Raw genomic sequence first — 12,227 nt, forward strand, 5'->3', positions numbered from 1 at the left:
ATAAAATATTGATTAATATTTAAATAATACATTATTTTTTATTGATAATCATCGCGGTAAGATGCCTGAGTGAGTGGAAAAAGGGAATACACATGAAGGCGATCGGATTTTATAAAAATTTGCCTATACAACAAGCTGAGGCATTACAAGATATTGAGTTAGCTAGACCAACCGCCACCGGGCATGATCTGCTGGTAGAAGTGAAAGCGGTATCCGTCAACCCGGTGGATACAAAAATTCGTTTCGGAAGTGCGCCGCCTGCAGGGCAGGCTAAGGTATTGGGTTGGGATGCTGCGGGTGTCGTCAGTGCCGTTGGCGAGCTGGTGACCCATTTTAAGCCAGGGGATGAGGTCTGGTATGCTGGCTCGATTACCCGCCAGGGCAGTAATGCTGAATATCAACTGGTGGATGAGCGCATTGTGGGTCGCAAGCCTGCCAACTTGTCCTATGCCCAGGCCGCGGCTTTGCCATTAACGGCACTCACTGCCTGGGAGTTACTGTTTGACCGCTTGCAGGTGAACAGGGAAGACTGCCATGTGGCCGCCTGGGAGTTATTGTTTGACTGTTTGCCGGACAGCAGGAAAGATAGACAGTGCAGCATACTGGTGGTCGGCGCGGCTGGTGGCGTTGGATCTATCCTGATCCAGCTGTTAAAACAGCTGACTGAGTTAACCATTATTGCAACCGCTTCACGACCGGAGAGCCGGGACTGGTTATTACAGCATGGCGCACATTATGTGCTCGATCATGGTGCTGCAGGAAAGGATCAGGACATGCAAGCGCAATTACAGCAACTTGGTTTGCACCCGGTAGACTACGTGATCGGCCTGAACAAGACAGATCAGCATTTTGCTGCCATGATTGAAATGCTGAAACCGCAAGGCAAGCTGGCACTGATTGACGATCCGGAGTTCATCGATGCGCGCCTGCTCAAGAAAAAAAGTATTTCTTTGCACTGGGAGCTGATGTTTACACGCTCACTATTTGGCACAGCGGATATGATCAGGCAACATGAGATATTGAATTCGGTAGCTACGATGGTGGAACAGGGCTACATTCAATCTACCGTACAGCAGCATCTGGGCAAGATCAACGCGGAAAACCTGCGCAAAGCACATGCCTTGATAGAGCAGGGGCAATCTATCGGCAAGATTGTGCTTGAAGGATTTTAAACACGACTGGTAAAGGAAAGTATATGGACTTGCAACTGGCAGGCAAAAAAGCATTGGTGTCCGGGTCAACGGCAGGCATTGGCTTGGCGATTGCGCGTTTGCTGGCACAAGAAGGCGCAGAGGTGATTATCAATGGCCGCTCCGATGCTTCAGTGAAGCAGGCGATTGCAGACATTCAGCAAACGACTGGCAAAACGGTATCAGGCTTCGCTGGCGATCTGACACAGGCAGCCGTGGCAGAGTCTCTGGTGTCTCAGTATCCGCAAGTCGATATCCTGGTGAACAACCTGGGCATTTTTGAGCCGAAAGCGTTTGAAGAGATCCCTGACGCTGACTGGCAACGTTTTTTTGATGTGAACGTATTAAGTGGTGTACGCCTGGCCAGGCTGTATTTAGCTGGCATGAAGCAAAAAGACTGGGGCCGTATCGTGTTTATCTCTAGCGAGAGCGGGGTGCAGATTCCGCCGGAAATGATTCACTATGGCATGACAAAATCTGCACAAATCGCAGTCGCGCGTGGCCTGGCTGAGTCGCTGGCCGGCACGCAGATCACCGTCAACAGCATTTTGCCAGGTCCAACACGCTCGCGTGGTGTGGGCGATTTCGTTGAGGCGCTGGCGCAAGCAGAAAATAAGTCGCAAGCGGCATTTGAGCAGGAATTCTTTGAGCATGTCAGGCCGACTTCACTGATCAAACGCTTCGCCACCACAGAGGAAGTCGCCAATCTGGTGGCTTACATCGCTAGTCCTTTATCTTCAGCCACTACCGGTGCCGCTTTACGTGTCGATGGCGGTGTGATCAAAAGTGCGTTTTAAATAAGCATCTTACTATTCCGGGCCGGCATTTTTGCTTTTGAAGCAGTACCAGGCAGGGTGACTCTGCTGGCAGGGCATGTTAAGGTCACCCATTACGACCAATAACGGGTAAGACTTGATGCGGTTATTCCGGCACGCACATTCCTTTGACGCACTTGCACAGCATTATGGCGAGCAATATAAATGGATGGTGTTATGCATCATCGGCCTCGGCACCATTGCCGGGGTGTTATGCACCTCCAGTTTTAATGTGGCGGTGCCAGCGCTAACCAGAACCTTCCACCTGGGCCAGGACCATGTCCAGTGGGCGATGACGGCTTTCCTGGCCGCGATGACGATTGCCATGTTGCCTGCGGCCTGGCTACTTGAGCGTTTTGGCCTGCGCCGTGTATTTATTAGTGCGTTGTGGTTATTGATTGCGGCCAGTATTGCCGGTTTTTATTCCCATACGTTTGTACATGTCGTCATTGCACGCCTGGTGCAAGGCCTGGCAGCGGGGGTGTTGCAACCGTTGGGCATCATGGCTTTGATGCGTTTATTTCCACCCAATATCCAGGGGCGCGCTTCTGGCATCCTGATTGTCGGTATCGCCTTTACGCCTGCCATCGCGCCTTCCATCAGCGGCTGGATGCTGGATCAATTTGGCTGGCAGGCGATTTTCCTGTTAGGTGTGCCGTTTGCATGCCTGGCCCTGATCGCCGCCCGAATCTGGTTGCCCGCTCCGCGTAAAAGAGAAGTGCAACCATTTGACTGGGCTGGCCTGGGCTGGCTATCCGCCGCCTCAATAGGATTGATCGAGTTTGTTTCCAGTTTGCACCATAGTGGGCTGGCCGCGTTTTGGACCTGGGGTTATGCCATCCTGCTGGTCGTCTCCATGGCATGCTATATCCGCCATGCACGTAGTTTGCCACACGCCATTATTCAATTACACCTGTTCTCCAAACCTACATTCAGCCGCGGTACTTTCGTAGCCTTTGCCTATGGATTCGGTTTGTTTGCATCTACTTACCTGATCCCGGTATTTTTGCAAAGCGCCATGGCGTTTAGTGCAACTGACGCCGGGCTGCTACTGCTGCCTTCCGGCATTGCGCTGGTACTGACCATCCCCTTTGCCGGGCGCATGGCGGATAAGCTCTCCCCCAGACGTATCACCCTGGCGGGTTTGTCTATATTCGGCGCCTCATTTCTGGTATTCGTCTTCGCCGCAGACACGGTGCAATACTGGGAGATCGTCGCCGCAACCGTGGTTGGCCGTATTGGCCTCGGCATGATTCTGCCGGCACTCAACCTTGCCACCTTGCATGAAATGGAACCGCAGCATCTGGGGCAATCTTCTGTTGTCGTCAGTTATGCCAGGCAATTAGGCGGCGTGGTGGGTGTGACCATGATGGCGGTGTTCCTGGAATGGCGTCAGGAAATGTGCGGTGCGAGTACTGCAGGGACCTTCCAGGCCTATGCGCAGGGCTTCTTGTTACTTACTGTCGTGTTTGTGCTGGCGATCGTGGTCGCCACAGGCATGAAAGACGCCAGGCGTTAAAGTATCAATCTCCAGGCCTGCATGCTGGACGGCTGAAACCCGTGCTGTTGATAGAGTTTCTGGGCGGCAACATTGTCGTGATCAGTCAACAAGGTCATTCTGAGTACCTGCTGGCTGCGCGCAAATGTGAGGGCATATGCCAGCAATCGCGAGCCAATGCCCTGGCCACGATATGTCGGCTGCACGATCATATCTTCCAGCAAAGCGACACGGCCACCCAGGGCGGTGGAAATGGTGAACAGCAAACTCACCATGGCAATAACTTCCCCATCGCATCTAGCGACAAGAATGCGGCTGCTATCAGGTTGTTGCAAGATGGCAGTAAGGCCTCGTTGCTGGGCGGTGATATCAGGGGTGAATTCGTGTTCTTGCGAAAACAGCAGGGTGAGCAGGGCGCTTAATGCCGGCAGGTCAGCCAGTTGCGCCGGTTCAAAAGAAATCGCAGTGTCAGATGTCATAGTGATACTTTCAACATCTGCACACTGCGATCATTTTGCTTTGTGACTTGTATTTTTCAGACTTATTTTTCAGACTTATTTTTCTACAAAAGCCTTTTCAATGACATAGTCGCCCAGTTCGCCAATGCGAGGCGAGACTTTGAAGCCACGTTTATCCAGCATCTCGGCGCTATCCTTAAGCATGGCCGGGCTGCCACAAATCATCGCGCGGTCTGTTTCCGGGTTCAATGGTGGCAGGCCGATATCCTCAAACAATTTGCCACTTTCCACCAGGTCAGTCAGGCGGCCCTGGTTTCTAAACGGCTCACGTGTCACTGTCGGGTAGTAGATCAGCTTGTTTCTCACTTCTTCGCCAAAGAATTCATTATTCGGTAATTCCTGGCTGATAAAGTCGGCATAGGCGAGTTCATTCACATAGCGCACACCGTGAATCAGGATCACTTTTTCAAAGCGGTCATACACTTCGATATCCTGGATCAGGCTCATGAATGGGGCCAGGCCGGTGCCGGTAGAGAAGAAATACAGGTTTTTACCTGGTTTCAAATCGTGGGTAACCAGAGTACCGGTTGGCTTGCGGCTGACTAAAAGTGGATCGCCCACTTTCAAGTGTTGCAGACGTGAAGTCAGCGGGCCGTTCGGTACCTTGATACTGAAAAACTCCAGATGCTCTTCATAGTTTGGGCTGGCGATACTGTAAGCACGGGTCAGTGGCAGGCCATCTACTTCCATGCCTATCATCACAAACTGGCCGTTTTCAAAACGCAAACCTGGGTCGCGCGTGGCCTTAAAACTAAACAGGGTGTCGTTCCAGTGATGAACGCTCAATATCGTTTCTGTGGAATATTTTTTATTACTCATGTCTTATTTTTACTCGCGGCTAGGCAAAGGATTTGAATTTAAAGGGTTTATTCTAAGCGACTATTATAACGCAGCTGTCAGTTCTGGCACGGCTTCAAACAAATCTGCCACTAATCCGTAGTCAGCGATCTTGAAAATCTGTGCTTCCGGGTCCTGGTTAATCGCCACTACCACTTTGCTGTCCTTCATGCCGTAAGCATGCTGAATGGCGCCAGAAATACCGACGGCGATATATAACTCAGGCGCGACCACCACGCCGGTCTGGCCGACTTGCAAGTCATTCGGTGCATAACCGGCATCTACCGCGGCACGGCTGGCGCCGATAGCGGCATGCAGTTTGTCAGCCAATGGCGCGATGACCTGGGCGAACGCGTCAGCACTACCCAGAGCGCGACCACCGGAAACCACTACTTTGGCCGCAGTCAGGGCAGGGCGCTCGGATTTATTAAAGGCTTCTGAGACCCAGCGGCTGCCTTGTGGCGCTGCTGGCGTTGCAATTGCTTTAATCTCGGCCGCTGCACCCGCAGCAGCGATTGCAAATTTGCTGCCGCGAACCGTGAGTACCTGTGTCGCATCCTGGTTGTGCACGGTGGCCAATACGTTACCGGCGTAAACGCCACGTACGTAAGTATTGCGATCCTGGATCTCCAGCACGTCGGACAGCATATTCACATCCAGCAAAGCAGCGACGCGTGGCAGTATATTTTTGCTGAAGGCGCTATGCGCTGCCAGCACGACAGTGTAATCGGCGGCCAACGGTACGATGATATCAGCCAGGTGTTCAGCGGTCGGATGTTGCAAGGCAGCATCGGTTGCGACTAAGACAGTGCTGACACCTTGTAAGGCAGCCACTTGTGCAGCCAGTGCCTCTGGTTGCGCAGCGGCGATCAATACATCCACCGGCTGTTGCCAGTGTTGCGCCGCCGTCACGGCACGCGCTACTTGTTCGTTTAGGTGCTGGCCGTCATGTTCGGCAATAATCAGTGTTCTCATGAAATAATCCCTTCGTGTGAGCGCAGCTTGCTCAATAACTCATTCACATCCTTGACCATGATGCCAGCAGGGCGCGAAGGTGGCGCGGCCACTTTAAGCTGTTGCACATTGTGTGTGAGGGTGACGTTCAGCGACTCCAGCGGGATGTTTTCCAGCGGCTTTTTCCTGGCCATCATCAGGTTAGGCAGTTTGACGTAGCGCGGCTCATTCAGGCGCAGGTCAGCCGTGATCACGGCAGGTAAATCGACCACCAATGTCTGTGTGCCGCCATCAATTTCGCGGACGACGGTCGCCTGGTTATCGGCAATGGTGATTTGTGAGGCATAAGTCGCTTGCGGCAGTTTCAGCAAAGCCGCAAGCATTTGACCGGTTTGGCCGGCGTCGTCATCAATCGCTTGCTTGCCCAGTAGGATCAGTTGCGGCTGTTCACGCTCTGCTACGGCTTTCAATACTTTGGCGACGCCCAGAGAATGCAGGGTTTCCTGTGTTTCCACCAGCATGGCGCGGTCGGCACCCATGGCCAGGGCATGGCGCAAGATATCCTGATTGGCAGCGCCGCCTATGGTGACGGCAATGATTTCAGTCGCAATGCCTTTTTCTTTCAGGCGGATGGCTTCTTCAATCGCGTTTTCATCAAATGGGTTAACGCCCATTTTAACGCCTTCAATATCCACATCTGAGCCGTCTGCCTTGACGCGAACCTGGATGTTGTAATCGACGACCCGTTTAATCGCCACCAATATTTTCATAAACCTAATACTTTCATAGAACGTTTGATTTGGTAAAAAATTGCTTGCACGTTGCCGAGCATTTTAAGCTAGCTTATAATATTTATTAAATTGATTATTATAATAATATATATCTGTTTTTTAGATGAATTTGATGTCGCTCAATTGCCGCACACCTAGCCTAATCATCGTATTATCATCATCTGAATGAAATATACCCTCAGGCAGCTGGAGATATTTGTCGCTATTAGCCGTGCTGGCAGCGTTTCCCGCGCCTGCGCGCAATTGGCGTTATCGCAATCCGCAGCCAGTACTGCGCTGATCGAACTGGAAAAACAATTTGAAATCCAGTTGTTTGATCGCGTCGGCAAAAGCTTGCGTATCAATGAATCCGGCCAGCAATTACTGCCCAAAGCGGTAGAGTTGCTGGACCGCGCCCGTGAAATCGAGCGCATGCTGCATGGTCAGCAGGGTTACGGGCACTTGAAAATAGGCGCCACGCTCACGGTTGGTAATTACCTGGTTGCGTTATTGGTCGCTAAATTCCTGCAACAATACCCGCAAAGTCATATCCAGCTACAGGTGCAAAATACGCGTACTATCGTTGAGCAAATTGCGAATCATACACTGGATTTGGGTATGATAGAGGGCGAATGTAATCACCCGGATATCGCTGTAGCGCCATGGATCGCCGATGAATTGGTGATTTTTGCAGCACCGTCGCATCCGCTGGCGAAAATCGCACAGACCGGTAAAACCATCTATAAGTCTGATTTATTGTTGCAGCCATGGATAGTGCGTGAAAAAGGCTCGGGCACACGGGAGACATTTGACCGCGCGTTTAGCCAGGATTACTCCAGGCTGAATATCACGCTGGAGCTGGAACATACCGAGGCCATCAAGCGTGCCGTGGAGTCTGGCCTGGGCATAGGTTGTATCTCCAGGCTGGCACTCAAGGACGCGTTCCGGCGCGGTAGCCTGGTGCCTATCGAAAACCATAGTTTGCAGTTTCACCGGAATTTTTATTTTTTGTGGCATAGGCAAAAATATCAAACCGGCGGTATCCGCCAGTTTCTGGCGTTTTGTCAGGCGTTCACGCAAGGCGCGGCGCGCAGTGACCTGATAGATATCCCCGCTATTGCCTGATTGCTCGCGTCTGATTGTAGGAGGAAGTATGGAAAGAGATGTAATGGAATATGATGTGCTGATTGTCGGCGCTGGCCCTGCCGGTTTATCGGCCGCCATCCGTCTCAAGCAATTGGCTCAAGAAAAAGGGCAGGAACTAGGTGTTTGTGTACTCGAAAAAGGCGCCGAAGTCGGCAGCCATATTTTCTCGGGCGCGGTACTTGACCCCAGGGCATTGCAGGAATTACTGCCTGACTGGCAATCACTGGGCGCACCGCTGAATACGCCGGTGGATAAAGATACCTTTGTCGTACTGGGCGAGGAAAAAGCCTGGGCGTTGCCGGAATGGACATTGCCGCCGCTGATGCGCAACCATGGCAATTACATCGTCAGTCTGGGTGAAGTGTGCCGCTGGCTGGCGACGCAAGCTGAAGCGCTGGGTGTCGAAATCTATACCGGTTTTTCTGCACAAACGCCAAGTTATGACGAAACTGGCCGCATGATAGGCGTCATCACTGGGGATATGGGCCTGGATAAACAAGGCAACCCCACCGCTAATTACACCCCTGGAATTGAAATCCGCGCCAAATATACCCTGGTGGCAGAAGGCACGCGCGGCTCACTGACCAAGCAACTGGAAGCGCGTTATGGTTTACGCGCTGCCTCCAGCCCGGCCAAGTATGGCCTTGGATTCAAGGAAATCTGGCGCGTCAAACCGGATCTGCATCAAAAAGGCCTGATTGAACATACCCTGGGCTGGCCGCTGGATGCCAACACCGGTGGCGGTGGCTTTATTTACCACCACGGCGACAACCTGGTATCGGTCGGCTATGTGGTGCACCTGGATTACAGTAATCCTTATTTGTCATTGTTTGATATTTTCCAGACCTATAAAACCCACCCGAAACTGAAAGCACTGCTGGAAGGCGGACAGCGCATTAGCTATGGCGCGCGTGCTATTTCAGAAGGTGGCATACAGTCTTTGCCGGAACTGGCTTTCCCCGGTGGCGCATTGCTGGGTTGCAGCGCTGGCCTGGTCAATGTGCCCAAAATCAAGGGCAGCCACTATGCCATGAAATCAGGCATGCTGGCCGCAGAGTCGGTGTTTGACGCCATTCAGCAAGGCGCTCCGGAAATATTGGCCAGTTACCCGCAAACATTGCGTGCATCCTGGATCTGGCAGGATTTAACGGCTGTGCGCAACGTGAAGCCATATTTATCCCGCTGGGGCACCTGGGTCGGCACCATGCTGGGTGGTGCGGAAATGTGGTTGTCCGGCTTTGGGATCACCTTACCCTGGACCTTGAAGCATACGATTGCCGATCACTCCACCCTGGATGAAGCAGATAAAAGTCGCCAGCCTGAATATGCCAAACCTGATGGCGTGCTGACGTTTGATAAGCTCAGTTCAGTCAGCCTGTGCAATATCGGCCACGATGATCAGCAGCCATGCCATTTGAAACTGACGGTGCAGGACATCCCCGAGCGGGTCAACCTGCCGCGCTATGCCGGGCCCGAACAGCGCTATTGCCCGGCGGGTGTTTATGAGTTTATTGAGCAGTCTGGTGAGCAAGTGCTACAGATCAATGCGCAGAATTGCATTCATTGCAAAACATGCGATATCAAGGATCCAACGCAGAATATTAATTGGGTACCACCGGAGGGTGGGAGTGGGCCTAATTATGTTGCGCAGTGATTTGGTCGCACGCGTAATGGCTGTTTAAGCGGTAGTCCGCACGGTATGCAGGAAAGGCAATGACCATCAGTCTCATGGCGTAGGGTGAGGGGCGCAGTGCATGTGGTGCGCCTACAAGAGGGGTGGCTTATGTTTGTTGATTAGGCCGTCATTCTGGCGGAGGGTGTAGCAGGTGTTTCAAAGAGCATGCTCTTTGCCTGCGGAACGACTGGCTTATGCAGAAGCCAGTGCGCCCTGCAAGGGAGAATCCAGGCAATGTTCATGATTAGCTTAGCTGCAATAAAGCGCAAGTGTCGCACTTGTTGTAGGCTCTAATCGGTATTTCTTTGGTTGATTCGGCACTCTATTTCGCCCCTAGGCGAGTGACTTTTCTTTGCTTGCCCAAAGAATAAGTCACCAAAAGAAAGGGCACCCTAGCTTCCGCTTGTTTCCTGCGTTGCTCATCAACGTGGGCGTCCAACGAAACTCGCCCTGACAAGCCACACACTTCGTGGCTTGTTGCGGAACTCGAACAGCCGCTGGCCGACAACTCCCACGCTGATTGCGCTATTCGGCGCGTCAGATAGGGGCCCATTTAAAACCACCACGCGGTTACTGATACTTAAATTCATCACATTGCATCCCGCCGACACACTGAAATAAAACAAAGCAAACGGATAAGATGACCAACAAAATAGTTTGTTGGCCATTTGCTTTAGATCTTTTAAAAAGCCTCTTCGCGCCCTAGATGCTATACGTTTAACCAACATCTCATCGTGGTGGTTTAAACCGGGCCCCTATCTGACGCGCCAAGTAGCGCAGACAAAATAAGGGCGAAGGGAGCGACTGTTTGAATCCCGCAGTAGCTCACGTTTTGTGTGAGCTACCAGGTTGAGTTTCGTGACCGCTTATTTTGGCGAGCAACGGAGGAAACAAGCGGAAGCTAGGGTGCCTTTTCTTTTGGTGACTTATTCTTTGGGCAAGCAAAGAAAAGTCACTCGCCTAGAGGCGAAAGAAAATGGTGAAATAGAGCACAGAACCATCCAAAGAAATACCAATTAGAACTTCACAGCAAGCGTATTAATTACGCTCTCTATTGGAACCAGATTAAGTATGGGCCTTGCCTGGATTCTCCCTTGCAGGGCGCGTTGGCTTCTGCATAAGCCAACCGTTACGCAGGCTCAGAGCACGCTCTGAGAAACACCTTCGCCAGAATGACGCACGCATCTACTTTCGCGGGTGAAGAAGAGCGAGGCCTTTCAGCGCTTCTGCGTCAACGCAATAAACGCCGCTATCCAACCTATCAACGTCGAAGCCAATAAAATCAACCCACCAATATTCACCAGGTGAAACACCAGCTGGAAATTGCTCTGGTAATTGTTAGCCAGCAGTTGTACCGGTTGCTTGAGGTTCCACACAATGGCAAACAGCAAGCCGACCGCAATCAGGCCCCCACCTAATCCGTAAACACTGCCCATATATAAAAACGGGCGACGGATAAAGCTATGTGTGGCGCCGATCAAGCGGCTGACTTCGATTTCTGGCTCATGCGTCAGCACCTGCATGCGCACGGTGTTGCTGATGACCGTGACCATGGCAATGCCCAGCAGGCAGGCGAAAATGAGGGCGATGCGTTTACCCAGTACCAGCATGGAGTTCAGGCGTTCGATCCAGACGCTGTCGATCACCAGTTCTTCGACTTCGTCACGCGCTTGCAGCATTTCCTGCACCGGTTTTGCTGTGTTTGACTGTGTGTCTGCCAGGGTGATGAACAGCGCATCAGGCAGCGGGTTCTGCGGTAAATCGGCCAGCAGGTCTTTTTGCAGGAACTGTTGCCCCAGCTGTTTGATGGCTTCTTCCTTGGGTACGTAGCGTACTTCTTTGACTTGCGGTAAGGCTTGCACGTCATTGATCAGGCGCTGGATGACGTTGCCGTTGAGCGCAGGCTTGAGGAAGGCGCTCATTTGCGCGTCTTGCTTGATCGAGCGCGAGGCATCCTGCAGGTTGTCTACGCCAACGAATAGCAGGCCTGGTAGCGTCACGGTGATGCCTATTACCAGCCAAATGGTCAGTGTGTTGAGCCAATGCGCTTTCAGCCGCTGCAAGACCAGTTGCATGGCAAGGGTGTGTTGGTTCAGCCAGTTTTTCATAACATGCCCACCTGGGATGGCATTGCCGTAATTGTTTGCTGGTCTATATGCAAGGTTCTGTAGGCGATGGTGCTGACCTGCGCCACATCATGCATAGCGATGACGACGGTGACGCCTACATCGTTAAATGCTTTGAGCAGTTGCATGATCTCCAGTGAAGCGACCCTGTCCAGGCCACCGGTAGGTTCATCGGCAATTACAATCGAGGGGCGGCTGACCACGGCGCGTGCGATGGCCAGTCGCTGTTGTTCACCACCTGACAGGGTGATAGGCATGGCTTTTTCTTTGTTGAGTAACCCGACTTTATCCAAAGCTGCGCGCACGCGACGTGCGGCTTCGTCGCCGGTGATGCCCTGGATGCTGAGCGGCAGGGCGACATTCTCAAAGCTGTTGCGGTCGTACAGCAACTTGTGATCCTGGAACACAAGGCCAAAACGGCGGCGCAGGTAAGGAATGGCGTTTTGATGCAGCTTGCTGATGTCCTGCTCATTAATCAGGATATGGCCACCGGATGGCGCTTCTATGCCCGCCATCAGTTTTAGCAGGGTGCTTTTGCCGGCGCCTGACTGGCCGGTGATCAGCACAAAGTCGCCTTTTTCAATATTGAAACTGACCTGGCGGAACAGGTGCGCGCTGTTCGGGTAGCGCATGCTGACATTATTAAATGCGATCATGGTTTAATAATCTGGTTTAACAGTCTAAAGTTAAAGAGGGTC

At 52.2% G+C, this 12,227-nt stretch carries 11 protein-coding genes; 5 read left to right on the forward strand and 6 right to left on the reverse strand.

What is annotated here, in order from left to right; translation table 11 throughout:
• The first annotated feature begins 92 nt into the window (after positions 1–92).
• From ACSSVF_RS07965 to ACSSVF_RS07975, 3 genes are all read left to right on the forward strand, one after another.
• Positions 93–1,172 carry a zinc-binding alcohol dehydrogenase family protein gene (locus ACSSVF_RS07965; RefSeq protein ID WP_492402653.1) on the forward strand — a complete coding sequence of 360 codons (1,080 nt, stop codon included), beginning with the start codon at positions 93–95 and terminating at the stop codon, positions 1,170–1,172.
• Positions 1,173–1,195: 23 nt separating this feature from the next.
• Complete coding sequence (locus ACSSVF_RS07970) at positions 1,196–1,987, forward strand: SDR family NAD(P)-dependent oxidoreductase (protein ID WP_492402655.1); 792 nt, start codon at positions 1,196–1,198, stop codon at positions 1,985–1,987.
• A 118-nt stretch (positions 1,988–2,105) separates the two neighbouring features.
• Positions 2,106–3,524: an MFS transporter gene (locus ACSSVF_RS07975; RefSeq protein WP_492402656.1), complete on the forward strand. Its 1,419-nt coding sequence runs from the start codon at positions 2,106–2,108 to the stop codon at positions 3,522–3,524.
• Here the strand turns inward: ACSSVF_RS07975 and ACSSVF_RS07980 are convergent.
• The 4 genes from ACSSVF_RS07980 to ACSSVF_RS07995 form a co-directional block, all read right to left on the reverse strand.
• Positions 3,521–3,982 (reverse strand): GNAT family N-acetyltransferase, encoded by a 462-nt coding sequence (locus ACSSVF_RS07980; RefSeq protein WP_492402657.1) that lies wholly within the window; start codon positions 3,980–3,982, stop codon positions 3,521–3,523. The genes ACSSVF_RS07975 and ACSSVF_RS07980 overlap by 4 nt on opposite strands.
• Before the next feature lie 75 nt (positions 3,983–4,057).
• Positions 4,058–4,840, reverse strand: coding sequence for a ferredoxin--NADP reductase (locus ACSSVF_RS07985; protein ID WP_492402659.1), 783 nt, complete (start codon positions 4,838–4,840; stop codon positions 4,058–4,060).
• A gap of 63 nt (positions 4,841–4,903) precedes the next feature.
• The gene (locus tag ACSSVF_RS07990; protein WP_492402661.1) at positions 4,904–5,833 is read right to left on the reverse strand and encodes an FAD-binding protein; all 930 of its coding nucleotides are present in this window, start codon (positions 5,831–5,833) and stop codon (positions 4,904–4,906) included.
• Positions 5,830–6,582 (reverse strand): electron transfer flavoprotein subunit beta/FixA family protein, encoded by a 753-nt coding sequence (locus ACSSVF_RS07995; protein WP_492402662.1) that lies wholly within the window; start codon positions 6,580–6,582, stop codon positions 5,830–5,832. The genes ACSSVF_RS07990 and ACSSVF_RS07995 overlap by 4 nt, the downstream gene beginning before the upstream one ends.
• A gap of 186 nt (positions 6,583–6,768) precedes the next feature.
• On the opposite strand from ACSSVF_RS07995, the gene ACSSVF_RS08000 reads away from it, so the two are divergent.
• Together ACSSVF_RS08000 and ACSSVF_RS08005 are read left to right on the forward strand one after the other, a co-directional pair.
• Positions 6,769–7,707 carry a LysR family transcriptional regulator gene (locus ACSSVF_RS08000; RefSeq protein WP_492402663.1) on the forward strand — a complete coding sequence of 313 codons (939 nt, stop codon included), beginning with the start codon at positions 6,769–6,771 and terminating at the stop codon, positions 7,705–7,707.
• A gap of 28 nt (positions 7,708–7,735) precedes the next feature.
• Complete coding sequence (locus ACSSVF_RS08005; protein WP_492402664.1) at positions 7,736–9,382, forward strand: electron transfer flavoprotein-ubiquinone oxidoreductase; 1,647 nt, start codon at positions 7,736–7,738, stop codon at positions 9,380–9,382.
• 1,238 nt (positions 9,383–10,620) lie between these two features.
• Here the strand turns inward: ACSSVF_RS08005 and ftsX are convergent.
• Together ftsX and ftsE are read right to left on the reverse strand one after the other, a co-directional pair.
• Positions 10,621–11,511: a permease-like cell division protein FtsX gene (ftsX, locus tag ACSSVF_RS08010; protein ID WP_492402666.1), complete on the reverse strand. Its 891-nt coding sequence runs from the start codon at positions 11,509–11,511 to the stop codon at positions 10,621–10,623.
• Positions 11,508–12,185: a cell division ATP-binding protein FtsE gene (ftsE, locus tag ACSSVF_RS08015; RefSeq protein WP_492402668.1), complete on the reverse strand. Its 678-nt coding sequence runs from the start codon at positions 12,183–12,185 to the stop codon at positions 11,508–11,510. The genes ftsX and ftsE overlap by 4 nt, the downstream gene beginning before the upstream one ends.
• Positions 12,186–12,227 lie beyond the last annotated feature (42 nt).

This window comes from Methylophilus sp. E2MeOHC9 (genome assembly GCF_058744375.1).